Below are 24676 nucleotides of genomic sequence, written 5' to 3' on the forward strand. Positions count from 1 at the left end.
AGGCTGTCGCGGCCTTCGGCCACATGATCTCTCGCGGAGCAACGGGAAGCGATGTCTAGCAGGATAGATGGCGATAAGTCGGGACAGGTTCCGAAGCGGGTCGGTCGAATCCTCCGTGGCCCACGACCGGAGGCCGTCCCCGGCCTGGTGGGCACGGCCGTCATGGTCGTCGGCCTGCTGGACATCGCCGCGGGAGTCTTCCCGCGGTTCAGGCACAGCCGCATCCACGCCGTGACCGAGGTGCTGCCCGGCTCCTTCGGTCCCTTCGCCGCCGCGCTGGCGCTCAGCGCGGGCGTCCTGCTCCTGCTGCTCGCCCACGGGCTCAAGCGCCACAAGCGCCGTGCCTGGCGGGCCGCCGTGGTGCTGCTGCCCGCCGGCGCGGTCGCCCAGTTCACCTACCGCCACTCCGTCGCCGGCGTGGTGATCTCGGCGGTGCTCCTGTGGCTCCTGCTGCGCCACCAGAGTGAATTCAAGGCGCTCCCGGACCCGCGCAGCCGCTGGAAGGCGCTCGCCAACTTCGTCCTGATGAGCGCCGGCTCCATCGGGCTCGGACTGGTCATCGTCAACTCGCACCCGGGCCGCGTGGTCGGCAATCCGGGCGTGTACGAGCAGATCAGCCACGTCGTCTACGGGCTCTTCGGCTTCGAGGGCCCCGTCGACTACGCAGGCCGGGTGTCCTGGACCGTCGGCTACTCGCTCGGCGCCCTCGGCATGCTGACCGCCGTCACCACCATCTACCTGGCCTTCCGCCCCGAGCACCCGGCCGCCCGGCTCACCGCCGACGACGAGGTCAAGCTGCGCGAGCTGCTCGCCAAGCACGGCGGCCGCGACTCGCTGGGCCACTTCGCGCTGCGCCGCGACAAGGCCGTCGTCTTCTCCCCCAGCGGCAAGGCGGCCGTCACCTACCGCGTGGTCTCCGGCGTGATGCTCGCCTCCGGCGACCCCGTCGGCGACGTCGAGGCCTGGCCCGGCGCCATCGAGCGGTTCATGGAGGAGGCCAAGGCCCACTCCTGGACCCCCGCCGTCATGGGCTGCAGCGAGACCGGCGGCGAGGTCTGGACCCGGGAGACCGGGCTCGACGCCCTGGAGCTCGGGGACGAGGCGATCGTCGACGTCAAAGACTTCTCGCTGTCCGGCCGGGCGATGCGCAACGTCCGCCAGATGGTGAAGCGCATCGAGCGCAACGGCTACACCACGCAGGTCCGCCGGGTCAGCGAGCTGACCGGGACCGAACTGGAGCAGGTACGGGGCGCCGCCGAGGCCTGGCGCGGCACCGACACCGAGCGCGGCTTCTCCATGGCGCTGGGCCGGGTCGGCGACCCGGGCGACGGCGACTGCTACATCGCCACCGCGCACCGCGTCGAGGAGGACGACCCGTCCCCCTTCGGCGACCTGAAGGCCGTCCTGCACTTCGTCCCGTGGGGCAAGGACGGCATGTCGCTGGAGCTGATGCGCCGCGACCGCGCCGCCGACCCCGGCATGAACGAGCTGCTGATCGTGGCCTCCCTGGAGGCCTGCCCGGCGCTGGGCATCGAGAAGGTCTCGCTGAACTTCGCGATGTTCCGCTCGGCGCTGGCCCGCGGCGAGAAGATCGGCGCCGGCCCGGTGCTGCGGATGTGGCGCAGCCTGCTGGTGTTCCTCTCGCGCTGGTTCCAGATCGAGTCGCTGTACAAGTTCAACGCGAAGTTCCGCCCCCGCTGGGAGCCCCGCTTCGTGGTCTTCCGCACCCCCCGGGACCTGCCCCGCATCGGCTTCGCCGCGATGCAGGCCGAGGGCTTCGTGACGCTGGCCCTGCCCCGCCTGTTCGCCAGCCGCCGCCGTCCCAAGCCGGTCCGCACCTGCGCCCACCACCACGCCGTGCGCGCGGCGGTGCCCGCCCCGGCGGAGCGCGAGGTCCAGGCCGCGTAAGCCCCGTACGCCGTCCAGGGCCCCCGGAGCCGCCCGGCTCCGGGGGCCCTGCCGGGTCCGGGCCACCCCATACCCTGGAGTCATGAACACGAAGCGCGCGGCCACCGAGCGGGGCCGGGTCACCGGCCTGCCGGAGTGGGACCGCTGCGGGGTCATGGGCGTCGTCAACGTCACCCCCGACTCCTTCTCCGACGGCGGCCGCTGGTTCGACACCACCGCGGCCGTCAAGCGCGGCCTCGACCTCGTCGCCCAGGGCGCCGACCTCGTGGACGTCGGCGGTGAGTCCACCCGCCCCGGCGCCTCCCGCGTCGACGAGGAGGAGGAGCTGCGCCGGGTCGTCCCCGTCGTGCGGGGCCTCGCCTCCGAAGGCGTCGTCGTCTCCGTGGACACCATGCGCGCCTCCGTGGCCGCGCAGGCCGTCGCGGCCGGCGCGGTGCTGGTCAACGACGTCAGCGGCGGGCTCGCCGACCCCGGCATGATCCCGGCCGTGGCGGCCGCCGAGGTGCCGTTCGTGGTCATGCACTGGCGCGGCTTCAGCGACGGCATGAACAGCCTCGCGGTCTACGAGGACGTCCTCGCCGAGGTGACCGCCGAGCTGCGGACCCGCATCGACGCGGTCGTCTCCGGCGGGATCGCCCCCGAGCGGCTCGTCGTCGACCCCGGTCTGGGCTTCGCGAAGAACGCCGAGCACGACCTGGCCCTGGTCGCCCACCTGCCCGAGCTGCGCGCGCTGGGCTTCCCGCTGCTGGTCGCCGCCTCGAGGAAGCGCTTCCTCGGCCGGGTCCTGGCGGGCACCGCGGACGCCTCCCCGCCGCCCGCCCGCGAACGGGACGCCGCCACCGCGGCCGTCTCCGCGATCGCCGCCCAGCAGGGCACCTGGGCCGTTCGGGTGCACGAGGTACGGGCGAGCGCGGACGCGGTTCGGGTGGCCCGCGCCGTGGAAGGGGCACTGCGTACCACCCGTGGTGAAGAGGAGGGGGCACGGTGAGCCGTACCGACATCGAAGCCGTCGAAGAGGTCAACACGGCCTTCTACGAGGCCATGGAGCAGGGGGACTTCGACGCGCTGTCGGCGCTCTGGCTCGAAGACGAGATCTCCTGCGTGCACCCGGGCTGGCCGGTGCTCTCGGGACGCGGCGAGGTACTGCGCTCGTACGCGCTGATCATGTCCCACACCGAGTACATCCAGTTCTTCCTGACGGACACCAAGGTCGCCGTGATAGCCGACACCGCCCTGGTGACCTGCACGGAGAACATCCTCAGCGGCGGGCCCGCCGAGGACGGCGGGGAACTGGGCCCGCTCGTCGGCCAGCTCGTCGTCGCCACGAATGTGTTCCGACGCACACCGGAGGGCTGGCGGCTCTGGTCGCACCACGGTTCTCCCGTGCTCACGGACTCCGACGAGGACGACGAGGAGGAGTCCTCCTAGCCCTCAGTCGGGGTGCTGTCGGGGGCCGAGGTATTTCGCAGGTAAATTCGAAGATGGACGACGCCGACCGCACTCGGCCTAGGCCCATGGATCCGGGGAGTCCCGGACCGGAAGCACCTACGAAAAGCAGGAGTGATTCGCGTGGATCGTGTCGCGCTGCGCGGCCTCAAGGCTCGCGGGCACCACGGCGTCTTCCCCCGGGAACGCGAGGAAGGCCAGACCTTCATCGTCGACCTGGTGCTCCACCTCGACACCCGTCCCGCGGCGGCGGGCGACGACCTGGCTAAGACCGTGCACTACGGGGTAGTCGCGGAGGAAGTCGTCGACGTGGTCCAAGGGGAGCCGGTCGACCTGATCGAGACGCTCGCCGAGCGGATCGCCCAGCAGTGCCTCAAGCACGAGGCGGTCGCCCAGGTGGAGGTCGTCGTCCACAAACCGGACGCACCCATCACCGTCCCCTTCGACGACGTGACCATCACGATCACCCGGAGCCGCGCGTGAACAACGGAATGAAAGCCCAGAGCGATCCCACCGTCCAGCCCGTCCCGGCGTCCGTCGTCGAGGCCGTGGACGCGGCGGACGTCACGCTGTCCAATCCCAAGTGGGCCGTCATCGCTCTCGGCGCGAACCTGGGGAACCGGCTGGAGACCCTGCAGGGCGCCATCGACGCCCTCGGCGACACGCCGGGCCTGCGGGTCAAGGCCGTCTCCCCCGTCTACGAGACGGAACCGTGGGGCGTGGACCCGGCCTCGCAGCCCTCGTACCTGAACGCCGTCATCTCGGTGAAGACCACCCTGCCGCCCGGCTCCCTGCTGGAGCGCGGCCACGCCATCGAAGAGGCCTTCGACCGCGTGCGCGAGGAGCGCTGGGGACCCCGCACGATCGACGTCGACATCATCGCGTACGCCGACGTGCTCTCCGCCGACCCGGTCCTGACCCTCCCGCACCCGCGCGCCCACCAGCGCGCCTTCGTGCTGGCCCCCTGGAACGACATCGACCCCGAGGCCACGCTGCCGGGCCACGGGCCCGTCGCCGGGCTGCTGGCCGCGGTCGGCCTCGCGGGGCTCACGCACCGCCAGGACCTGGAACTGCGCCTCCCCGAGTAGCGGCCCGCCCGGTCCGACCGGGACGGAACACGATGCCTGCCCCCGCCCGGGGAGCCGAAGACCTAAGATCGCCGGGTACGCACAGAAAGCGGGGAACAGGCACGTGAAGCAACTGAGGCCGGCGGTCCTGGCGGGCATTTTCGCGATCGCCGGGGTGCTCTCCTGGGCGGGCGCCCGGCTGTGGAACTCCTACGGCTTGCTGCCGGGCATCCCGCTGGCCGCACCGATCGTGCTCGCCGCCATCGCGGTGGTCCTGCTCGCGACGGCCCTCTCGCTGCGCGCCCGCCTGAAGGCGCAGCGCGAGCGGGTGCCGGACGCCAAGGGCGTGGAGCCGCTGATGGCGGCCCGCGCGGTCGTCTTCGGCCAGGCCAGCGCCCTGGTGGCCGCCCTGGTGGCGGGCGCCTACGGCGGCGTGGGCGTCTTCCTGCTGACGGACCTCCTCGACGTCCCCGCCCGCCGCGACCAGGCCTGGTACGCCGGCTTCTCGGTCCTGGCGGGCGCGGCGGTCGTCGCCGCCGCGCTCTTCCTGGAGCACGTACTCAAGCTCCCGGACGACGAAGACCCCGCCAAGGCCACCGCCAGCGCCTAGCCGGACCGGCCGCGGGGACCGCCGCGGGCTCCTCCGCGGAGGTCGTCGGGTGGCGGGGGCCCAGCCACTCCCAGAGCCGCAGCGGCCCCGGCCCCTGGTCCTCCCAGTCGCAGAACTGCAGGTCGAACATGACGCCGCGGCCCGCGAGGACGGTCACCTCGCCGTCGTAGCCGCCCTCCGCGTTGAAGAGGGAGGCGCCCGCGACCCCGTCCACCGTCAGCTCCATCGGCACGCGCGCGACGGCGTCCGTGTCCACGCGCAGGAACACGCACGGACACGAGCAGTCGCTCTTGACCATCGACGTGTGCGGGATCTGCGCGCGAAAGCCCCGCTCCTGGTCCGAGTCCCCGTCGAACAACAGCTCCAGGGTCCGCCGGACGTCCTCGCTCAGCGGCCCCCAGCCGTCGTCCGCCGCGTCCTGCGCGGCCGGCTCACCGGCCGCCCCCTCCCCCGTGCCCACCGGGTCAGCGCGCCATGATGAGGCTCATCGCCTCGTTGCGCGTGGCGGGGTCGCGCAGCTGGCCGCGGACGGCCGAGGTGATGGTCTTCGCGCCGGGCTTGCGGACACCGCGCATGGTCATGCACATGTGCTCGCACTCGATGACCACGATGACCCCGCGCGGGTCCAGGATCTCCATGACCGATTCGGCGATCTGGGTGGTCAGCCGCTCCTGCACCTGGGGGCGGCGGGCGAAGACGTCCACGAGGCGGGCCAGCTTCGACAGCCCGGTGATCTTGCCGTCGACGGACGGGATGTAGCCGACGTGCGCCACTCCGTGGAAGGGCACCAGGTGGTGCTCGCAGGTGCTCATGACCTCGATGTCCTTCACCAGGACCATCTCGTCGTGACCGAGGTCGAAGGTCGTCGTCAGGACGTCCTCCGGCTTCTGGTAGAGGCCGGCGAATATCTCCTTGTACGCCCGCGCGACGCGGCCCGGGGTCGCCAGGAGGCCCTCGCGGTCGGGGTCCTCGCCGACCGCGATCAGGAGCTCGCGGACGGCCGCCTCGGCGCGCTTCTCGTCGAACTCGCCGATCGTGCCCTCGCCACCGGTCAGGGTCACTGGGTCGGTCATCTGCTCCTCGTTCCTGTGTTCGCTCGCGGCCATGCAAAAGTGCCGCGCCCCCCAGGCTAGAACCTGGGGGGCGCGGCATCCATTCCGGGCAGGGATCGTCCCCGACTACTCGGAGCGCTCCTCCGGGGAGGGCTCCGGGGACTTCTCCACGGTCACGGCGGGCGAGGCCGAGGCCGCCGACGTGCCGTTCGCCGCGTTCGTCAGCTGGAGCTCCTTGGGAGAGAGCACCGGCGGACGGGTCGACGGCGTGCGGTGCGAGGAGCCGGTCCACGCCGGGCGGGCCGGGCGCTTCACGATCGTCGAGAAGACCTCGGCGATCTGCTCCTTGTTGAGCGTCTCCTTCTCCAGCAGTGCGAGAACGAGGTTGTCGAGCACGTCGCGGTTCTCGACCAGGATTTCCCAGGCCTCGTTGTGCGCGGTCTCGATGAGCTTCTTGACCTCTTCGTCGACCAGCGCCGCGACCTCTTCCGAGTAGTCCCGCGGGTGCGACATCTCGCGGCCCAGGAACGGCTCGGTGTTGTCCCCGCCGAACTTGATCGCGCCGAGGCGCTCGGTCATGCCGTACTGCGTGACCATCGCGCGGGCCGTTGCCGTGGCCTTCTCGATGTCGTTCGCGGCACCCGTGGTCGGGTCGTGGAAGACCAGTTCCTCGGCCGCGCGCCCGCCCAGCATGTACGCCAGCTGGTCGAGCATCTCGTTGCGCGTGGTCGAGTACTTGTCCTCTTCGGGCAGGACCATGGTGTAACCCAGGGCCCGGCCGCGGGACAGGATCGTGATCTTGTGGACCGGGTCGGAGTTCGGGGAAGCCGCCGCGACCAGGGCGTGTCCGCCCTCGTGGTACGCGGTGATCTTCTTTTCCCGGTCCGACATGATCCGGGTCCGCTTCTGCGGACCCGCCACGACGCGGTCGATCGCCTCGTCCAGCGCGTGGTTGTCGATCAGCTTCAGGTCCGAGCGGGCCGTGAGCAGCGCGGCCTCGTTCAGGACGTTGGCGAGATCGGCACCGGTGAAGCCGGGCGTACGCCGGGCAACCGCACCCAGGTCGACGTCCGGAGTGACCGGCTTACCCTTCCCGTGAACCTTGAGGATCTCCAGACGGCCCTGCATGTCCGGACGGTCGACCGCGATCTGGCGGTCGAAGCGGCCGGGGCGCAGGAGCGCCGGGTCGAGGATGTCCGGACGGTTCGTGGCGGCGATCAGGATGACGCCGCCCTTCACGTCGAAGCCGTCCATCTCGACCAGCAGCTGGTTGAGGGTCTGCTCGCGCTCGTCGTGGCCGCCGCCGAGGCCCGCACCGCGGTGCCGGCCGACGGCGTCGATCTCGTCGACGAAGACGATCGCCGGAGCGTTGGCCTTGGCCTGTTCGAACAGGTCGCGGACACGCGAGGCACCGACACCGACGAACATCTCGACGAAGTCGGAACCGGAGATCGAGTAGAAGGGGACACCGGCTTCGCCCGCGACGGCACGCGCGAGCAGGGTCTTGCCGGTGCCGGGCGGGCCGTAGAGCAGCACACCCTTGGGGATCTTGGCGCCGACGGCCTGGAACTTCGCCGGCTCCTGGAGGAACTCCTTGATCTCGTGGAGCTCCTCGACGGCCTCGTCCGCGCCCGCGACATCCGCGAACGTCGTCTTCGGGGTGTCCTTGGTGATGAGCTTGGCCTTGGACTTCCCGAACTGCATGACCCGGGAGCCGCCGCCCTGCATCTGATTCATCAGGAACAGGAAGACGACGACGATGAGGACGAAGGGCAGCAGCGAGAGCAGCACGCTGAGGAACGGGCTGGTCTTGTCCGGCGCGACGGAGTACCCGTCGGGGATCTGACCGGCTTCGTACTTGGTCTGGAGGTTCTGGGCGAGCTGGACGCCCTGGTCCCCGATGTAGTTGGCCTGGAACTTGGACCCGGAGTTGTCTCCGAGCTTCTGGTCCTTCTTGAGGTCGATCTTGACCATCTGGCTGTCACCGGTGGTCAGGCGCGCCTGCTGCACCTGGCCGCTGTTGATCGCCTTGATGACCTCGCTCGTGTCCACCGACTTGTAGCCGCCGCCGGATCCGACGACATTCATCAACACGACCACGGCGAGGACGGCCAGCACGATCCACATGACCGGCCCACGGAAGTATCGCTTCACGTCCATCCATACGGGGCGCCAGGCACCCCGTCCCTCCTGCCCGTAGGTAAATGCTGCTGTGAGTAAAGACTGTTCTTCGGAATGTACCCCTGTATTGTCACCCGCTGCCCCATGGGACGGCTGACAGACCCGCCTTTCCATGCTCCAACGGCGGGAATCGCTCCAGGGTTCCCCTGTCCGGACACTTGGTCCGGTTCGGGGTCAGCCGCCGTAGACGTGCGGCGCGAGCGTGCCGACGAACGGCAGGTTGCGGTACTTCTCCGCGTAGTCCAGGCCGTAGCCCACGACGAACTCGTTCGGGATGTCGAAGCCGACCCACTTCACGTCGATCGCGACCTTCGCGGCGTCGGGCTTGCGCAGCAGCGTGACGACCTCGAGGGACGTCGGCTGGCGGGAGCCCAGGTTCGACAGCAGCCAGGAGAGCGTCAGGCCCGAGTCGATGATGTCCTCGACGATCAGGACGTGCTTGTCCTTGATGTCGGTGTCCAGGTCCTTGAGGATCCGCACCACGCCCGAGGACTGGGTCCCGGCGCCGTACGAGGACACCGCCATCCAGTCCATGGTGAGCGGGGTGGACAAGGCGCGCGCCAGGTCCGCCATCACCATCACCGCGCCCTTGAGGACGCCGACGATGAGCAGGTCCTTGCCCGCGTACTCCGCGTCGATCTTCGCGGCCAGCTCGGCCAGCTTCGCGTCGATCTCTTCCTTGGTGATGAGCACCGACTGGAGGTCGCTGCCCATGTCCTTCTCGTCCACCCGCATCACTTTCGTTGTCGGCTGGGGCTCCGGGGGTGACCCCGGAGGTCTCAGCCGTGTTTCAGCACCAATCAGCCCTGCCGGATGACCAGTCTGCCACCCTGCCGCTGGGCCTCGACCCGGCCGGGCAGGTTGATGGCGCCCTGACCGCGCCATCCGGTGATGAGCCGGTCGACTTCCTCGATGTGGCGGGCGAAGAGGGAGCCGGCGGGCGAGCCTGCCGCGACCACGGCCCGGCGCAGCACGCGGCGGCGGACCGCGGGGGGCAGCGCGTACAGCTTGGCGCACTCCAGGCGGCCGTCCTCGTCCCGTACGCCGCTCTCCGCCTCGGCGGCCCAGGCGTCCAGGGCGTCGGCGTCGTCGCGGGACAGCTGGGCGGTGCGGGCGAGCGCCTCCACGACCCCCTTGCCGAGCGCCTTCTCCAGGGCGGGCAGTCCCTCGTGGCGCAGCCGGGAGCGGGTGTAGGCGGGGTCGATGTTGTGCGGGTCGTCCCAGACGGCGAGGGACTGGACCATGCAGGCCTTGCGGGCGGTCTGCCGGTCGACCTGCAGGAAGGGCCGCCGGTAGCGGTGGCTGCGGCCGCGACCGCGGGTTCCGGGGTCTCCCGGCCCGCCCGACACCTCGGCCATGCCGGACAGCGAGCGGATGCCGGAGCCGCGGGCGAGGCCCAGCAGGACGGTTTCGGCTTGGTCGTCGCGGGTGTGGCCGAGCAGCACGGCCACGGCGCCCAGCCGGTCGGCGGCCTCGTCCAGGGCCGCGTAGCGGGCGTCGCGGGCGGCGGCCTCGGGTCCGCCGTCCCGGCCGACGCGCACGGCGACGGACTCCACGGGGGCGAGGTCCAGCGCGGTCATGCGGGAGACGACCTCGGCGGCGCGCAGGTCCGATCCGGCCTGGAGCCCGTGGTCGACGGTGATGCCGCCGGCCCGGATTCCGAGTTTGGGGGCCTCGAAGGCGAGGGCGGAGGCGAGCGCCATGGAGTCGGCGCCGCCGGAGCAGGCGACGAGGACGAGCGGGGCGCCGTCGGGGAGGACGTGGCGGGGGGCGGCCCCGCCGGGGGCGCACCTGCTGCTGAACAGAGGGGGCGGACGGGGCGGACGGGGCGAGCAGCAGGCCGTCGGCACCGTCCGCGACCATCCGCGCGGCCTGCGCCTTCTCGGTGTCCACGTCGTACGTGGACACCGCGAGGGTGAGCCGCACGCCGAGGGCGTCGGCCGCCTCCCGGGCCCCCTTGATCACCTCGGGGTAGTAGTAGGCCGAGGACGGCACGATCAGCCCGAGCGTCAGCGGCCGCCCGCCGGTCGCCGCCGCGCGCACGCGGCCGGCCTCGGCGGCGGGCGCGGGGGCTGCGGGCGCCGTGGCGGGCGCGGTCTCGGCCCAGTCCTCCGGCAGCATCGCGCCGCCGTGCACCCGGGCCAGCAGCCCGCGCTCCGCGAGGACTTCGACGTCCTTGCGGACCGTCACCACGGAGACGCCCAGCTCCCCCGCGAACTCCGTGACGCGCATCGATCCCGCTTCGCGGACCCGTCGCAGGATCGCCTGCTGTCGTTCCTCAGCGTGCACGGTGGAGCTCCCCTCGACTGCGTCCCTGGTCGAGGTCAGCGTAGCGCGCGAAAGCCGAAACTTACGTTTTCTTTCGAACGAAAGGATTACATAGGGTGCGGTGGCGCGCGGCCAGCCCGGTCACCCGGCCGCGGCGTCGGCGGTGTCGGGGGTCTCGCAGCCCGGATGGCCCCAGCGGGAACCGAGCTTGGTGATCTTCTCCCCGGCCGGGTACGGCTTGCCGCACGGGCACGTCCCGGGGAACTTCGCCTTGATGGTCACGCTCCCCCGCCCGGACCCCGCCTTGCGGGCGGACGCGGTGCCGCTCGCGGCGGCGCCCACAGCGCCGCCCGCCGCGCGACGGGCGGGCGCGCTGCGGGCCGGAGTGGCCCGGGCCGGCACGGGGACGGGCATGGACGCCTGCCCCAGTGCGGTGCCGGCCGGTTCCTGGCTGACGGCCGCGTCACTGGCCTCCTGGTCGGCGATCGCGTTCAGGTGGTCGCCGTCCTCGCGGTGCGCGGGCACGTACCGGAACTCCACGTCGCGGTCCGCCAGCAGCTCGTCGATGCTCTCCACGAGCTCCCGGTTCGCCACCGGCTTCCCGGCCGCCGTCTTCCAGCCGTTGCGCTTCCAGGCGGGGAGCCACTGCGTCACGGCCTTCATGGCGTACTGGGAGTCCATCCGCACCTGCACGGCCGTGCCGGGGGCCACCGCCTCCAGCAGCCTCTGCAGCGCGGTCAGTTCACCCACGTTGTTGGTGGCCCGTCCGAGCGGTCCGGCCTCCCAGCGCTCGGGGTGCCCGTGGACGTCGGCGATGACCCATGCCCATGCGGCCGGCCCGGGATTTCCCTTGGCCGCCCCGTCACAGGCGGCGATGATGCGATCAGACATCCCCCGATCATGCCTCACCGCGGCGGCCCCGCCGCACTCCCGGCACCTTCTGCACCGCGGGCCGCAAGGCCCGTCACCTGCGGGTCCTTCGGCCTTCTCGCATGATCGCAATTGACTTTACGGATTCTTTAATCTTAGCCTCCGCATATGAACCGATTCCTCCACTCCACCTTCTGCGTCCTGGCCGCCGCCGGCCTGACCCTCGGCGTCGCCGGCTGTTCCGAAGGCGCGAAGGACAAGGCCGTGGACCGGGCCGTGAACCAGGTCGACAAGGCCGTGGGCGAGACGTACGAGGTCACCTACGAGGTGACCGGCAAGAGCGTCGACTCGATCTCCTTCCACGACGGAGGCGGTACGGCCACGGCCCCGAACCTCGTCACGGAGGACAAGCCGGCCCTCCCGTGGAAGAAGACGGTCACCCTGCGCGGCATCATGCCCGCCGCCGTCTCGCCCCTCTCGGTCGACGGCGCCGCCGACCTGGTCTGCAAGGTCGTCCACCAGGGCAAGGTCATCAAGGAGGCCGCCGGCGAAGCCGCCATGGCGGGCGGCTGCGTCGCCGTCTCGCCGGTCGCCGGCCGGTAGGTCCGATCGCCCGGCCGGGCCCGCGGCTCAGACCCCGGTCCGGGCTCAGACCCCGGTCCGGTCCCTGGTCAGGGTCCCGGCCGGGGTCCGCTGCTTCTTACCCGAGGCGCGTGAGCTTCGCGCCGAAGGACGGTGCGGACAGGTCCGTCCCCAGCGCCACCGGGACCTTCGGCGCGCCGGGTCCGGTGCCGATGGTCAGCACGCCGATCTCGGTGCCGGCCCGCCCCTCGTGCGGGACGCCCTTCTCACCGACCGCCACGCTCAGTTCCAGCTGCTGCCCCGGCACGGCGACGGCAGCGGCGTCCTGGGTGGCCACCACCGGCGTGCGGGTCCCGAGCCCGTCGTCGACGTAGCCGAGGACCTGTCCCTTCTTGACCACGGGGGCCGAGGTCAGGGCTTGGCGGACGGCCTCGATGACCTTCCTGCTGTTCTCCTTGACCAGGATCAGGCTGTTGGAGCCGTCGGGGTCGGGGCCGGTGACGTGCTGGTCGAGCATCGTGCCGAGGATCAGGGGGGTCTTGTCGCCCACCGTCTTGTACGCCGCCCACACCAGCGTGCCGCCGGCCGGCGTGCTGGACCCGGTCTTGATGCCCTTGATGCTCAGCGGGGACAGGAGCAGGCTGCCGTTGTTGTTGGTGAGCGGCTTCGCGAGGCCGGGGATGGTGGCGCTGGGCAGCTGGACGATCGCCCGGAAGGCGTCGAGCGCCATGACGGCTTCGGCGAGCTTCAGTTGGTCGACGGCGGTGCTCACGGTCTTGGCGTCCAGCCCGCTCGGGTCCGTGTAGGTGGTGGAGGTCATGCCGAGCGCCTGCGCCTCGGCGTTCATCTTCTCCACGAACGCGGCCTCGGAATCGCTGCCGGTGTGCCAACGGGCCAGCTGGCGCGCGATGTTGTTGCCCGAGGGGATCATCAGCATCTTGAGCATGTCCTGCTGGCTGAAGCGGGTTCCCACCGTCAGCCCCTCGACGCGCGATTCGCTCTCCGCGGTGCCGTCCGCCACCGCCTTCGCGTCGATCGCGATCTGCGGACCGGCCTCGTCCTTCTTCAGCGGGTGGCCCTTGAGGATCACGTACGCCGTCATCACCTTGGCCACGCTGGCCGTCGGCACGGGCTTCTGCTCTCCGAAGGTCCCCACGTCGCCGGCGCCGCCGACGCGCACCGCGGCCTGGCCCTTCTCGGGCCAGGGCACGTCGAAGCGGCCGTCGAGGGTGAAGACGGACGGGGCGTCCCCCTGGGCCAGCACGGTCGGGGGCACCGGCCGCAGCACCTGGACGGCGGCGAGTACGACGCCGAGGAGGAGGAAGAGCGGCACCCAGATCCGGACGCGGCGGGCCGCCGTCCGGCTCGGCGTCTCGGGCGGCGGCGGGGTGTTGGTGAGCTGCGCGAGCAGGTCGAGCGGGGGCAGCGGCTGTTCGGCCGTGCCCCCGGGCGCGGCCGCGGGCGCGGGCACCGGCGGTACGGGCGTCCGCGGTACGGGCACCAGGGGTACGGGCGCCGGCACCGGCGGGACCTCGTCCAAGGCCTTGAGCGCGATGAACCTGCTGGTGGTCTCACTGTCCGACGCGGGCGCGGGCACGGGCTTCGCCTTCGGCTCCGGCTCCAACTCGGGCTCCGGCTCCGGCTCCGGCTCCGAGGCGGACACGGGGGCCGGGGTCACCGCGTCGGCCGCATCCGGCTCGCCCGCCTCGGCCACTTCAGGCACCTCGGCAGCCTCGGCCGCTTCGCCCGCCTCAGGCGCATCGGCCACACCAGGCGCCTCCGGCGCCCCTGCCGCCGGTCCGGTCGGCTCGACGGTCTCGGGTACCGCTCCTTCCGCATCCGGTTCCCGTTCCGCCGCGTCGGGCGTCCCGCCCTCCACCGGTACCGCAGTCATGCCGTACACCGCCTTGCTCGTGCCGTTCTGGATCAAGCGCCAGTCTCGGCGTCCCATGTGCGCGAGCGGTGTGCGCCAGATGACCAATTCGTCACAGCACGAAGCGCATGCACTGTCATCAAACGATCATCTGGCGATCAAATCTTCATCATGAAGGCCATGAAGACTCGCTTCCTCTCGTACGAGGCACCTTTGCGAGGCACCGTCAGGAAGCTCGATACCGCTCATGAACCACCGGAAGCCCGACCTCCCGGCCCCCGGCCGGCGCCGCCTGCTGGCCGGTGGCGGAGCACTGTTCCTCACCGCGACGGCCGGCGCCCTCCTGGCCGCCCGGCCCGGCGATCCCGGCCCGCCGGCCGACGACCGCGACGGCAAGGGACCGTCCGAGGCCTCCCGCCCCGCCTCCCCCGCCTCCGGATGGATGCCGGGGGTGGCCAGGAAGCCGTTGGAGCGCAACTACCTCGTCGGCGAGCGCGATGCGCAGCGCGGGCTCGTCCTCCACGTGCAGGAGGGTGAAGGCTCCTTGTACGAGCGGTTCGCCGCCCCCGGGATCAAGGCCTCCGCCCACTTCTGGGTCTCGCGCGACGGGGAGACGGAACAGTACGTGTCCGTCCTCGACCGCGCCTGGGCGCAGGTCGACGGCAACGGCGCGTGGACCTCCGTCGAGACCTCCGGCTTCGCCACCCGCGCGCTCACCGAGGCCCAGGTCGACGCGGTCGCCCGCATCTACGCCTGGGGCGCCGGCGCGCACGGCTGGCCGCCCGCGGTCAGCGAGCGCCCGGACCAGCCGGGCCTGGGCACCCACTCGATGGGCGGCGCCCCGTGGGGCGGGCACGCCTGCCCCGGCTCCCTCCGGGCCGGCCAGCGCACCGAGATCATCCGCAGGATGCGGGAACACGTTCCCGCCGCCGGATAGTGACCAGTCCGTGATCCTCACGTCTTCAACCCGGCGGCGCTGATCACTAGGGTTCGAACGTGTCCGAAGGAAATGAGATACCCGCAGGTCAGAACGGTCCGGACGAGGACGAATGGCATGCCTTCGTCCAGGCGCACGCCGCGAGTGCGCCCGCCCCCGGACCGCTCCCGCCCAAGCGGAGGTGGCCCCGCGGCGCCCTGGCCGTCCTGCTGCTGGCGGGACTGGCCTTCGTCGCCCTGAAGTTCATCGGCTCGCCGTTCGACGCCGGTGTGACCGCGCCGACTTCGACAGAGGCGGAAGGGCGAGCGGGCGCGAAATCGGCCGCGCCCTCCTCCCCGACCGGCGATCGGCCGATGATCCCCCTGTCCGAGGCGTTCCCGGCGCAGGTTTCGGACGGTGCGGGCGGCACCTTCACCAAGGTCGGCGCGGTCGTGCTGAAGTCCTGCACCGAGCCCGACTCGGTCGGACCGGCCCTCGCGGCCGCCCTCGACGACAGCCGGGGCTGCGTCGGCGAGCAGGTCGCCCTGTACAAGGACGCGCGCGACAACCAGTACAACCTGGCCCTGTTCACGCTGCGGGACCCGGAGGACGCCGTACGCCTGGTGACCCGGCTGGGGATGGCCTTCGACGACTACCAGGTGGGCGCGCAGGCCCCGCCGCGCGGTTCCGGCCTGCGGGTTCTCCCGCCCGACAGCGGGATGGTGCAGTCCTTCACGAGCCAGGGCCGGGTCATGGCGGTCGGGCTCGGCCAGTGGTCCGACGGCCGGGTCGGCGACTACCAGAAGCTGGTCGACTCGCTGGCCCCGCTACTCAAGGAGGTCTCGGACCGGGCGGCCCGCTACGAGACCGCAGGCTGACGGCCGCCGTCTTCCCCCGCCCGCCGGGCTGCGGGATCCTTGCGACGGACGGCCACGGACGGCCACTGACGGCGTCGGACGAGCGGGGGACCGGGCATGGGCACGGAGGAGCACAGGACACACCGTCGCCACACCCCCCGTTCCTGGCTGGTCAACCGGCGGTTCCGGCACTGGCAGCGGCCGGACTCCCTGTCCGGGTCGCGGGCCCAGCGGCAGATCGACTACCTGGCCCGGAAGCTGGGCTCCCGGCATCCGGACACCCTTCGGGCCCGGGAGCACTTGGCGCTCTGGCTCTTCCGGGAGGGCTCCCCCGCCGACGCCCTGGTCCTCACCGAGGCGGAGGTGGACGACCGCACCGCGGAGTTCGGACCGGGGCACCCCGGCACCCTGCGGGCGCGCCGGAGCCTCGTCCGGTACCGCCGTGAGACCGGTGACCTGCCCGGAGCGATCGCCGACGCGCGGCTCCTGTTGGAGGACACGACCCGCTTCCTGGGCGCCGACGACCGGGAGACGCACGGGCAGCGGCGGAGCCTCGCCGAACTCCTGGGCGAGAGCGGGGAGACGGCCGGCCGGATCGAGCGGCTGAGGGCCCTGCTCGCCGAGGAGGAGGCCCTCGGTCCGGCCTGGAAAGGGGAGGTCCGGTACACGCGGAGCACGCTGGCCAGGGCACTGGAGGAGAACGGCGACATCGCCGAGGCCCTCGCCCTCGTGGAAAAGGAGGTCGAGGCCGAGCGGGGGAAGGTCTACGGCGTCGACGAGAACCTCACCGAAGCCCCGCTCCGCCTCCTGGTCGCCTGGCGCGACCGCCTCGCCGACCGCGATCGCCGCGGCGGGCCCGCACGCTGACCAGCCGTCAGGTCCGAGAACCGGGACCCGGGACCCGGCAAGCCGAACACCCGTCAGGCCGGAGGGTGCAGGGCGGCCAGCGCCGAGCGGTGGGTGATCCAGCCCAGGAGGTGGTGGCCGCCCTCGTCGAGAACCGGGAGGCCGTCGCCGTCGCTCGCCGCGAGCAGCGGCAGGGCCTCCTCCAGGGACTGGCCGGCGAGCAGGGCGGGCGGGCGGTCCCGTACCGTCTCGATGGGCTCGCCCTCGGGCCGGCCCTCGTGCAGGGCCCGGGAGAGGGCGAGGGCGCCGACCGAGCCCTCGTAGCGGCCGTTCCCGTCGACGACGGGCAGGCGTCCGGCGCCCACCTCGATCATCGCCGTGACCGCCGCGCGCAGGCCGGTGCCGGGTGCCAGCTCGGCCGGCGGCGGTCCCATCGCGGTCCGGACCTCGACGGCGGCCGGACCGGTCAGGTCGAGGTCGACCCCGCGGCGCCGGAGTTTGGTCGTGTAGACGGTGTCGCGGCTGAGGACGTGGCTGACGCCGGTGGCGATGGCGACGGCGGCCATCAGCGGCAGGATGATGCCGTACTCGCCGGTCAGCTCGTAGATGATGACGACGGCGGTGATCGGCGCGCGGGCCGAACCGGCGAAGACCGCGCCCATGCCGATCACGGCGTAGGTCGTGGCGGAGCCGGTCAGCCCCGGTACGGCGTGGTCCAGGGTCTGGCCGAAGGCGCTGCCGAGCATCGAGCCGACGAAGAGGCTGGGCGCGAAGACCCCGCCCGAGCCGCCGATGCCGATGGTGACGCTGCAGGCGATGATCTTGCCGACGAGCAGTACCAGCAGGAATCCGACCGCGTACCCGCCCACCGCGGCCTTGCCGAGGACCGGGTAGCCGACCCCGTACATCTCGGGCAGCGCGAGCAGGATCGCGCCCAGCAGGATGCCGCCGGCCGCGGGGCGCAGCCATTCCGGGCCGCGCCACACCGCGTCGCAGATGTCCTCCACCCCGTAGAGCACCTTGGTGAAGACCACGCCGACGATCCCGGCGAGCGCGCCGAGCAGCACGTACAGGGCGTACGAGGCCAGGTGTTCCACGCCGAGCGGCGCGAGGTCCAGGAACCGTTCGTCGCCGAGGACCGAGCGGCCGATCACGGCGGCGGTGACCGAGGAGACGGCCACGAAGGCGAAGCCCCGGGCCGTGAAGTCGCGCAGGATCAGCTCCATCGCGAAGAACACGCCGGCCAGGGGGGCGTTGAAGGTCGCGGCGATGCCGCCGGCCGCGCCGCAGGCGACCAGCAGCCGGACCCGGTCCTCGCCCATGCGCAGGATCGATCCGGCGGTGGACCCGAGGGCGGACCCGATCTGCACGATGGGGCCCTCGCGGCCCACCGAGCCGCCGCCGCCGATGCACAGCGCGGACGCGACCGACTTCACCACGGCGACCCGGGCCGGGATGCGGCCGCCTGTACGTGCGACCGCGTACATGACCTCGGGTACGCCGTGGCCGCGCGCCTCCTTGGCGTAGCGGTAGACGAGGGGCCCGTAGATCGCGCCGGCGACGACGGGCGCGAGCAGGACGAAGTACGGTCCGAGCCAGGGCACGTACGGGTTGTCGGCGTGGCCGGCCGAGGAGTAGTCGTCGTGTCCGGACAGCACGAGGGTGACGACCTCGATGAGCCAGCGGAAGGCCACCGCACCCAGCCCGGCCCCCGCGCCGACCAGCAGTGCCGGCAGCAGCATGCCGGCTTCGGCCCTGCGCAGGCCGGCCCGCAGCCCCTCGTCCGCGAACGGCATGTCCACTCCTCGCGACCGGCGCTGCCTCGATCGCGCCTCCCGGCCCCTGACCACGATCCCCCGAACCACCCATCCAACGGCCCGGCTCCCACCGGGGCCTGGAGGCGGGCCGCCGGTACACCCGTCCGGCGGAGCGGGGGCCGGGCGAACGGCTCGCGCAGGGTGTGCGGGGCGCCGCGGAGCCTGGCCGACGGCCGACCTCCGGGGGCGGCCGCTCCCGTACAGTCCGTGCTGCCAGTCCGTGCCGCCGCCGATCCGGGGTGGGGCGGGAGCACGCGCCGCAGCGGACGAACAGGGGAACACCGATGGCCGTCGAAGCCGGTGCCGTACGCCTCCTCCCGCCGGTCCCCGAGCTGGACCCGTCCGTGGTGCAGGGGTGGAGCGCGGGGGGCGGTGAGCTGATCGAGCTGCTGGCCGAGGTGTGCGGGCGGCTCGGCGGCGTCGGCGCGTTCCGGCTCGGGGCCGGACGGGGCGAGGGCGCCGGGACCGGGGCTGGCGCCGGGGCCGGGGCCGGGGAGCGGCCCACCGTCCTGGTGACCTCGCCGGAGGCGATCCAGCACGTGCTGGCGCAGCACCCTCAGCGGTACGTCAAACGGTCGCACCGCGCCCGCCTGTTGATCGGCGACGGTGTGCTCGCGGCGACCGGGGAGGCGTGGAAGCGGCAACGGCGGCTCCTGCAGTCGCAGTTCACCGGGACCGGGATGCGCCGCTACGAGCAGCGGATCGCCGGGGCCGCGCGGGCCACCGCCGCGCGCTGGGCCGCGTACGCCCGTTCCGGACAGGTCCTGGACGTCGGCGAGGAGATGCGGCGCTTCGCCCTCGACACCATCTGGCGCTCCTTGACCGGACACCCGCTCGACGCGGACACCGAGCGCGAACTGGCCGCCGTCGCGGCCGTGGTGGCGGCGCTGCCGACGCTGCCGGCCGATACCGCGGACGCCGGGGAGGCCGTCGCGGCGGACCTGGCCCGGATCGACGCCGTCGCCGAGCACGCGATCGCCGCCGCGCGCCGGGGCACTGCCGGGCCCGACGGGCCGGGCCTGCTGCACCTGTTGGTGGAGGCTTCGGCCGAGCGGCCCGAGTACACGGACCGGCTGATCCGCGACGAGCTGGTCACGCTCCTGGTCGCCGGTCACGAGACCACGGCCTCCACGCTGACCTGGCTGTACCTGCTCCTGGACCGGCATCCGCAGGCCCGCGAGCAGGCCCTGGCGGCGGGCGGCGCGGGCTCGGCGGAGCGGCGGGAGGCCGTGCAAGCGCTGGTCAGCGAGACGCTGCGGCTGTACCCGTCCGCGTGGATCCTGCCGCGCCACGCGGTCGAGGACGACGTCCTGGCCGGCTACGCGATCGAGGCGGGCACCGATGTGGTCGTCTGCCCGTACCTCGCGCACCGCGACCCCGTGCTGTGGCCGGACCCGGAGCGCTTCGACCCGCTGCGCTTCACCGTCCCGGGCGGCCGTCCGACCCTCCCGGGCGGGTACGTACCCTTCGGCATCGGGCCCCGCGCCTGTCTCGGGCTGCAGTTCGCCCTGCGCGAGTCGACGGTCCTGCTCGAGCACCTGCTGCCCGCGCACGTCCCGGCCTTCCGCTCCGTCCCGCGCGGGGCGGCGTACAGCATCACGGTCCGCCCGGCCGGCCCGACCCCGGCCACCCTCACCTCAGGGACCTGAGTCACTCCCCCGAGGTTGGTGGCCGTCCGAACGCTTGCGGTGCCGGTCACAGCACTAGCCGGCGGCGAGGCGGGCGCCGAGCCATTCCAGCGCCGGCGGGATCTCCCGGTTCCACGTGTTGAAGCTGTGGCCGCCGCGGTCGAGGGTGATCGAGGAGACGCGCGCGGGGCTCTTCACCTTCTTGATGAACTCCAGCGTCGGACGGTAGTTGCTCTCGCCCTGGAGCGAGGTGGTGACGAGCAGGGAGGTGTTCCCCTGGGGCAGGTGGTCCAGGCTCCACAGCAGGTCGGAGCGCTTCTTCTCCTCCTCGTTGCCGCGGAAGAGGTCTCCGGAGTCCTCGTCGATCTCGGGCTCGTAGTCCGCGGACAGCCCCACGCCGGCCGCGTACGACTCCGGGTGCTGCAGGGCGATCTTCAGCGCGCAGTAGCCGCCGGTGGAGTCGCCCATGATGCCGAGGCCGCGGGGGGCGGCCCCGATGCGGTAGGCGCCGGCCAGTGCCTTGGGGAGGTCGGATCCGAAGAACGTCTCGGTCTGCGGGCCGCCCGGTACGTCGACGCACTGGGTGTTCACCGGCGGTGCGACGGTGGGCCGCATCAGCACCAGGATCATCGGGTTCATCTTCTTCTGTTTGACCAGGCCCAGCGCGGTCTTGGGGTAGGGCAGCGGCTTCAGCAGGTTCTCCGCCGTGCCGGGGAACCCGGTGAGGACGACGGCGGCCGGGAAGGTCCGGTGCTCGTTCCCCTTCTGGAAGTACTCCGGCGGCAGGTACACGTAGGCCGGGGTGGCGATCTTGGAGCGCTCCCCCTGGATCATGACCTTCTCGATCTCGCCGCCCAGGTGCCGGCTCTCGCCGCCGGGCACCCACGGCTTCTGCCGGCCGGTCACCTTCAGCGCCGAAGTGCCGCCCGCGTCCTGCCCGCTGACGGTCGGCGCCTTCTCCCGGCCGGCCAGCTCGGCCCAGGAGCCGTAGATCAGGAAGGCGCGGTTCGCCGCGAGGCCGACGGCCGAGAGGGTCAGCACCTGGATCGCGAGGACGAGGGCGATCCGGCCCGTGACGGACCGCCATCCCCGCCGTGCGAGGCGCGGCCACAGCCGTACGGCGGCCGCGAACATCAGGGCCGTGGCCAGGAGGGCCGTCACGAAGAGCGAGTCGCCAGTCAGATTCACACGGGGCTAGAGCGCCCGACGGGCCGATCCGTTCCCTGCCGGAACTCGGAATTGATCACATCCGCGCGCCGCCGCCACCCGGCGCGGGCCAGGACGCCGGCGATGACAAGTGCGCCCGCACCGGTGCCGGCCAGGCCCGCGCTCAGACCCTCGGGGAGGTACGAGCACGAGAGCCGGTCGGCGCCCGCGGCGCCCAACGGGACGCCGAGCAGCCCGTGGTACGAGATCGGGGCGCGGGCCGGGCCGCCGTCGACGGAGCAGGTCCAGCCGGGGGAGGCGGTGGTGGCGATCACGGCCGTGCCGGTCGAGCCCTTGGGGAGCCGGGCCTCGACGCTGTGGCCGCCGGTGGTGAACCGCGTGGGCCCGGTGGCCTTCAAACGGGCCACGGCCGCGTCGAAGGCGGCCTGGTCCAGGCAGCCGAGCGCGTCGGGCGGCAGGAGCTGGCCGTCCTTCGGGGTGCGGACGGAGAAGGTGAAGCGGCCGTCGGCGGGGACCGGGCCCAGTTCCTTGAGCGGTGCGCTGACGGCGGGAGGCTTGCCGAAGAACCCCTCGCGCCGGGCGGTGCCCTGGACCTCGACGGTGGCGTTCAGGTCGGGCGCGTACAGGAAGGCCCGCTGTCCCGGGGCGCACCGCGAGGTGAACGCGGTCCAGTGCTCCGGGCCCTCGCCCTCGGCCCTGGGCAGGGCGAAGCCCCGTCCGGTGTCGGGAGCGGCCGGCCCGCCGGCGTGGGAGAGCGGGGGCACGGTGTACACCCTGGCGCCGAGGGCGGCATGGCGCCGGGCCCAGACCGAGTCCTCGGGGGCCCCGTAGGCCTGGTCGCTGCCGGGCGGGCGGAGGGTGACGAGCGGCGGGGCGGGCACGGTGCGCGCGGTGACGCCGTTCCCGCCGGCCGGCTCCAGGACGGTGCCGACGCCGAGCAGGGCCCGCAGGACCGGGTCGTGCGCGGGCCACAGGTGGCGGCCGCCCATGGCCTGGCCGAGGCCGAGGCCGCGCAGTCCGCGCGCGGTCTCCACGCTCACGTAGCTGCTGTAGTAGGCGCCGCCCTGGCCGCCCACGAGCATGGCGTCGTTGTTGGTGACGAAGATGTCGGGTCCGGCGTCGGAGCGGGTGGCGGGCCAGTCCTCCCGGTCCCGCAGGGTCCGGTGCGCGTCCGCGCCGAGCGTGGTCATCGTCTGCGGGCGGACGGGTCCGCGCCGGCGGGGGTCGTCGACGACGGCGTTGCCGTAGACGGCGTACGTGGTGCCGGCGAAGACCGAGACGGCCAGCAGCACCATGACGCCCGTACGGGCGGGGCGGCGCAGCCCCCGCGCGTAGCAGAGCAGGAGGACGGTGGTGACGGCGCCGCCGGCCAGGACGCCCGTCAGGGCGTACTCGTTGACCGGCTGGCGGTCGTACGTCACCGCGACGAGCAGGGCCAGCAGGCCGGCGCCGCCGAGCAGGGCCCGGGGCCGGGGCATGTGGGCGAGGCAGATCCAGGCGGCCATGGCGAGCATGCCGCTGAGGACGAAGGACTCGCGGAAGGGGGCGCCGTGCGGGAGGGCCCCGCCCTGCCAGAGCTTGGCCGTGGGGGTGAGGACGAAGGAGACGGCGGTGAGGAGCAGGAGCCCGAGCCAGGCGGCGCGTTCGCGGACGCGGACCTTGGACTGGAAGGGCAGGGCCAGCACGAGGAGGAGGACGAGCACCCCGGCGTAGATGTTGGGCGCGGGGCGGCCGGGGTGAGTGCCCGGTATGAGCATCGAGAGGTAGGTCAGCGGGTCGGTGTCCACGCTGACGACGTACAGCTCGGTGGGCTGGGACCGCTGGTTGGCCCGGGCGCAGACCAGGACGGCGGGGGCGGCGAGCAGCAGTCCGGTGCCGGCCATGGTGGCGGCCCGCCACAGCGCCCGGCCCCGGGTGCGCCAGTCGGCGTCGGCGAGCAGGAGCCGTACGAGGAGGACGAGCGCGGTGGCCAGGGTGGCCATGGCGGCGGTGTAGAAGTTGGCGAACCAGCAGAGGGCGACCAGGAGGCTGCCGAGGACCCAGCGGCGGCCGGTCAGGCACCAGTCGGCGGCTATGCCGAGCAGGGGTACGGCGACCAGGCCCCAGGTCCACATCGGGACGACGGTGCCCTCGGCGACTCCCCAGCCGCAGACGGCGTAGCCGACGGAGAGCAGGGCGCGCAGCCAGGGCGAGCCGGGGCGCAGCCGGCCGAGGTAGACGGTCATCAGGGCGGCGGCGAGGCCGATGCTGAAAAGGCTGACCAGGTAGACGGAGAACTCGGCGTGCTGGCGGGGCAGGACACCGACCAGCCAGGAGAACGGATTGGTGAGATAGGTGAAGAAGTCCCCGAGGAATCCGACGCCGTAGCCGCTCTGCCAGTTGAAGAGCAGGTCGCCCTGGGCATTTCCGTGCTGGAGGTCCCACAGGCGGGTGTGGAAGGGCACGTATTGGTGGCGCAGGTCGTTGTCGGCGCGCGGGATGGCGCCGAAGGGATACACGCCGTGCGCGGCGAGGCCGGCGGTGTGGGCGGCCATGGATATGAATGCGGCCACGAGAGCGGAAAGGAATCCGAGATTCCGCTTCACCGCGCCGACCTGGGCCCCAACCCCTCTTCGGCCTCCCGCGGGGAGGGGGGTTTCGGCAGGCGGGAGAGACGTGGCGGTCATGTGTGGGAAACCCTCGTGCGTGATTCATCGGCCACGGAGAGGCCGCCGATTCACGCACCCTATGTACACCGCCGAAAAATTTATGCACCCGAGGCAAAGAATATGATCGCAATCACGAGCGCATGCGGTCCATATTGCTATAGAAACTGGACAATCAGCCACTTATCCGCGTGCCCAGATCGCCGTGCGGTCGCATCGCCGGGCGGTCCGCCCGCCGCCTCACCGCCTCACCGCCCGGCCGGTAGCGGAACCCCGGATCCCGTAGGCTCGGTGGATGGCAAAGTACTTCGACGTACACCCCGATAACCCCCAGCCGCGCACCATCGGCAGCATCGCCGACAGCATCCGCTCCGGCGGGCTCGTCGCCTATCCCACGGACTCCTGCTACGCGCTGGGCTGCAAGATGGGCAACCGGGAGGGTGTCGACCGGATCCGGTCGATCCGGCAGCTCGACGACCGTCACCACTTCACCCTGGTGTGCGAGAACTTCGCGCAGCTCGGCCAGTTCGTGATCATCGACAACGACGTCTTCCGCGCGATCAAGGCGTCCACCCCCGGCAGCTACACCTTCATCCTCCCGGCGACGAAGGAAGTCCCGCGCCAGCTGCAGCACCCCAAGAAGAAGACGGTCGGTGTCCGCATCCCCGACCACGTCGTGGTCCAGGCCCTGCTGGCCGAGCTCGGCGAGCCGCTGCTGTCCAGCACGCTGCTACTGCCCGGCGAGAGCGAGCCCATGACGCAGGGCTGGGAGATCAAGGACCGGCTCGACCACGTCGTGGACATGGTGATCGACTCCGGCGACTGCGGGACGCTGCCGACCACGGTCATCGATTTCTCCAGCGGCGAGGCCGAGATCGTCCGCCGGGGCGCGGGCGACACCTCCCGCTTCGAGTAGGCCGTCCGCTCAGCCTGTCCGCGCGGG

22 protein-coding genes are annotated in these 24676 nt (G+C 72.3%); 12 read left to right on the forward strand and 10 right to left on the reverse strand.

Features of this window, described 5'->3' with window-relative positions; genetic code table 11:
- The first annotated feature begins 51 nt into the window (after positions 1–51).
- The 6 genes from DRB89_RS15075 to DRB89_RS15100 all read left to right on the forward strand — a co-directional run bounded on the left by DRB89_RS15075 (position 52) and on the right by DRB89_RS15100 (position 5031).
- Positions 52–1908 (forward strand): phosphatidylglycerol lysyltransferase domain-containing protein, encoded by a 1857-nt coding sequence (locus DRB89_RS15075; RefSeq protein WP_112449914.1) that lies wholly within the window; start codon positions 52–54, stop codon positions 1906–1908.
- An 82-nt stretch (positions 1909–1990) separates the two neighbouring features.
- Positions 1991–2896, forward strand: a complete 906-nt coding sequence (folP, locus tag DRB89_RS15080; protein WP_112449913.1) for a dihydropteroate synthase — start codon at positions 1991–1993, stop codon at positions 2894–2896.
- Positions 2893–3336 carry a nuclear transport factor 2 family protein gene (locus tag DRB89_RS15085; RefSeq protein ID WP_112449912.1) on the forward strand — a complete coding sequence of 148 codons (444 nt, stop codon included), beginning with the start codon at positions 2893–2895 and terminating at the stop codon, positions 3334–3336. Before folP ends, DRB89_RS15085 begins: the two co-directional genes overlap by 4 nt.
- Before the next feature lie 141 nt (positions 3337–3477).
- Positions 3478–3837, forward strand: a complete 360-nt coding sequence (gene folB / locus DRB89_RS15090; protein WP_030010912.1) for a dihydroneopterin aldolase — start codon at positions 3478–3480, stop codon at positions 3835–3837.
- Positions 3838–3845: 8 nt separating this feature from the next.
- Positions 3846–4442, forward strand: coding sequence for a 2-amino-4-hydroxy-6-hydroxymethyldihydropteridine diphosphokinase (folK, locus tag DRB89_RS15095; protein WP_112453613.1), 597 nt, complete (start codon positions 3846–3848; stop codon positions 4440–4442).
- Between the two features lie 103 nt (positions 4443–4545).
- Positions 4546–5031 carry a DUF3180 domain-containing protein gene (locus DRB89_RS15100; RefSeq protein ID WP_112449911.1) on the forward strand — a complete coding sequence of 162 codons (486 nt, stop codon included), beginning with the start codon at positions 4546–4548 and terminating at the stop codon, positions 5029–5031.
- On the opposite strand, the gene DRB89_RS15105 is transcribed toward DRB89_RS15100, so the two are convergent.
- The 6 genes from DRB89_RS15105 to DRB89_RS15140 form a co-directional block, all read right to left on the reverse strand.
- The gene (locus DRB89_RS15105; protein WP_112449910.1) at positions 4982–5491 is read right to left on the reverse strand and encodes a hypothetical protein; all 510 of its coding nucleotides are present in this window, start codon (positions 5489–5491) and stop codon (positions 4982–4984) included. The genes DRB89_RS15100 and DRB89_RS15105 overlap by 50 nt on opposite strands.
- A gap of 4 nt (positions 5492–5495) precedes the next feature.
- Entirely contained in the window at positions 5496–6104 is a 609-nt protein-coding gene (folE, locus tag DRB89_RS15110; protein ID WP_112449909.1) for a GTP cyclohydrolase I FolE, read from the reverse strand.
- A 105-nt stretch (positions 6105–6209) separates the two neighbouring features.
- Positions 6210–8243, reverse strand: a complete 2034-nt coding sequence (ftsH, locus tag DRB89_RS15115) for an ATP-dependent zinc metalloprotease FtsH (RefSeq protein WP_112449908.1) — start codon at positions 8241–8243, stop codon at positions 6210–6212.
- Between the two features lie 195 nt (positions 8244–8438).
- Positions 8439–8999: a hypoxanthine phosphoribosyltransferase gene (hpt, locus tag DRB89_RS15120; RefSeq protein ID WP_112449907.1), complete on the reverse strand. Its 561-nt coding sequence runs from the start codon at positions 8997–8999 to the stop codon at positions 8439–8441.
- Positions 9000–9064: 65 nt separating this feature from the next.
- Positions 9065–10069, reverse strand: coding sequence for a tRNA lysidine(34) synthetase TilS (gene tilS / locus DRB89_RS15125; RefSeq protein ID WP_239516795.1), 1005 nt, complete (start codon positions 10067–10069; stop codon positions 9065–9067).
- A 604-nt stretch (positions 10070–10673) separates the two neighbouring features.
- The gene (locus DRB89_RS15140; RefSeq protein ID WP_112449001.1) at positions 10674–11423 is read right to left on the reverse strand and encodes a ribonuclease H; all 750 of its coding nucleotides are present in this window, start codon (positions 11421–11423) and stop codon (positions 10674–10676) included.
- A gap of 147 nt (positions 11424–11570) precedes the next feature.
- On the opposite strand from DRB89_RS15140, the gene DRB89_RS15145 reads away from it, so the two are divergent.
- Positions 11571–12005 carry an MmpS family transport accessory protein gene (locus tag DRB89_RS15145; RefSeq protein ID WP_112449002.1) on the forward strand — a complete coding sequence of 145 codons (435 nt, stop codon included), beginning with the start codon at positions 11571–11573 and terminating at the stop codon, positions 12003–12005.
- Between the two features lie 97 nt (positions 12006–12102).
- On the opposite strand, the gene DRB89_RS15150 is transcribed toward DRB89_RS15145, so the two are convergent.
- A complete protein-coding gene (locus DRB89_RS15150) occupies positions 12103–13752 on the reverse strand; it encodes a D-alanyl-D-alanine carboxypeptidase (RefSeq protein ID WP_239516154.1) in 1650 nt (549 codons plus the stop codon).
- Between the two features lie 352 nt (positions 13753–14104).
- Between DRB89_RS15150 and DRB89_RS15155 the strand changes: the two genes are divergently transcribed.
- The 3 genes from DRB89_RS15155 (at position 14105) to DRB89_RS15165 (ending at position 16497) form a co-directional block, all read left to right on the forward strand.
- Entirely contained in the window at positions 14105–14794 is a 690-nt protein-coding gene (locus DRB89_RS15155) for an N-acetylmuramoyl-L-alanine amidase (protein WP_239516155.1), read from the forward strand.
- A gap of 59 nt (positions 14795–14853) precedes the next feature.
- Positions 14854–15651 carry a hypothetical protein gene (locus tag DRB89_RS15160; RefSeq protein ID WP_112449003.1) on the forward strand — a complete coding sequence of 266 codons (798 nt, stop codon included), beginning with the start codon at positions 14854–14856 and terminating at the stop codon, positions 15649–15651.
- A 96-nt stretch (positions 15652–15747) separates the two neighbouring features.
- Positions 15748–16497, forward strand: coding sequence for a hypothetical protein (locus tag DRB89_RS15165; RefSeq protein ID WP_112449004.1), 750 nt, complete (start codon positions 15748–15750; stop codon positions 16495–16497).
- Between the two features lie 53 nt (positions 16498–16550).
- On the opposite strand, the gene DRB89_RS15170 is transcribed toward DRB89_RS15165, so the two are convergent.
- Positions 16551–18272, reverse strand: coding sequence for a chloride channel protein (locus tag DRB89_RS15170; RefSeq protein ID WP_112449005.1), 1722 nt, complete (start codon positions 18270–18272; stop codon positions 16551–16553).
- 305 nt (positions 18273–18577) lie between these two features.
- On the opposite strand from DRB89_RS15170, the gene DRB89_RS15175 reads away from it, so the two are divergent.
- Positions 18578–19942: a cytochrome P450 gene (locus DRB89_RS15175; protein WP_112463299.1), complete on the forward strand. Its 1365-nt coding sequence runs from the start codon at positions 18578–18580 to the stop codon at positions 19940–19942.
- 54 nt (positions 19943–19996) lie between these two features.
- On the opposite strand, the gene DRB89_RS15180 is transcribed toward DRB89_RS15175, so the two are convergent.
- Together DRB89_RS15180 and DRB89_RS15185 are read right to left on the reverse strand one after the other, a co-directional pair.
- Positions 19997–21055, reverse strand: coding sequence for an alpha/beta hydrolase-fold protein (locus DRB89_RS15180; RefSeq protein WP_112453601.1), 1059 nt, complete (start codon positions 21053–21055; stop codon positions 19997–19999).
- A gap of 50 nt (positions 21056–21105) precedes the next feature.
- The gene (locus DRB89_RS15185; protein WP_162688588.1) at positions 21106–23622 is read right to left on the reverse strand and encodes a YfhO family protein; all 2517 of its coding nucleotides are present in this window, start codon (positions 23620–23622) and stop codon (positions 21106–21108) included.
- A gap of 406 nt (positions 23623–24028) precedes the next feature.
- Here DRB89_RS15185 and DRB89_RS15190 point away from each other — a divergent pair, with 406 nt between their 5' ends.
- Positions 24029–24649, forward strand: a complete 621-nt coding sequence (locus DRB89_RS15190) for an L-threonylcarbamoyladenylate synthase (protein ID WP_112449834.1) — start codon at positions 24029–24031, stop codon at positions 24647–24649.
- Positions 24650–24676 lie beyond the last annotated feature (27 nt).

The sequence above is a fragment of the Streptomyces sp. ICC4 genome (assembly GCF_003287915.1).
GTDB lineage: Bacteria > Actinomycetota > Actinomycetes > Streptomycetales > Streptomycetaceae > Streptomyces > Streptomyces tritrimontium.

Bases quoted from the DNA above. Each gene is read 5' to 3' on its own strand.
- DRB89_RS15075 (WP_112449914.1), top strand. From the start codon at position 52: ATGTCTAGCAGGATAGATGGCGATAAGTCGGGACAGGTTCCGAAGCGG.
- folP (WP_112449913.1), top strand. From the start codon at position 1,991: ATGAACACGAAGCGCGCGGCCACCGAGCGGGGCCGGGTCACCGGCCTG.
- folK (WP_112453613.1), top strand. From the start codon at position 3,846: ATGAAAGCCCAGAGCGATCCCACCGTCCAGCCCGTCCCGGCGTCCGTC.
- folE (WP_112449909.1), bottom strand. From the start codon at position 6,104: ATGACCGACCCAGTGACCCTGACCGGTGGCGAGGGCACGATCGGCGAG.
- ftsH (WP_112449908.1), bottom strand. From the start codon at position 8,243: ATGGACGTGAAGCGATACTTCCGTGGGCCGGTCATGTGGATCGTGCTG.
- hpt (WP_112449907.1), bottom strand. From the start codon at position 8,999: ATGCGGGTGGACGAGAAGGACATGGGCAGCGACCTCCAGTCGGTGCTC.
- DRB89_RS15140 (WP_112449001.1), bottom strand. From the start codon at position 11,423: ATGTCTGATCGCATCATCGCCGCCTGTGACGGGGCGGCCAAGGGAAAT.
- DRB89_RS15145 (WP_112449002.1), top strand. From the start codon at position 11,571: ATGAACCGATTCCTCCACTCCACCTTCTGCGTCCTGGCCGCCGCCGGC.
- DRB89_RS15155 (WP_239516155.1), top strand. From the start codon at position 14,105: ATGAACCACCGGAAGCCCGACCTCCCGGCCCCCGGCCGGCGCCGCCTG.
- DRB89_RS15165 (WP_112449004.1), top strand. From the start codon at position 15,748: ATGGGCACGGAGGAGCACAGGACACACCGTCGCCACACCCCCCGTTCC.
- DRB89_RS15170 (WP_112449005.1), bottom strand. From the start codon at position 18,272: ATGCCGTTCGCGGACGAGGGGCTGCGGGCCGGCCTGCGCAGGGCCGAA.
- DRB89_RS15175 (WP_112463299.1), top strand. From the start codon at position 18,578: ATGGCCGTCGAAGCCGGTGCCGTACGCCTCCTCCCGCCGGTCCCCGAG.
- DRB89_RS15180 (WP_112453601.1), bottom strand. From the start codon at position 21,055: ATGTTCGCGGCCGCCGTACGGCTGTGGCCGCGCCTCGCACGGCGGGGA.
- DRB89_RS15185 (WP_162688588.1), bottom strand. From the start codon at position 23,622: ATGGCCGCCCACACCGCCGGCCTCGCCGCGCACGGCGTGTATCCCTTC.
- DRB89_RS15190 (WP_112449834.1), top strand. From the start codon at position 24,029: ATGGCAAAGTACTTCGACGTACACCCCGATAACCCCCAGCCGCGCACC.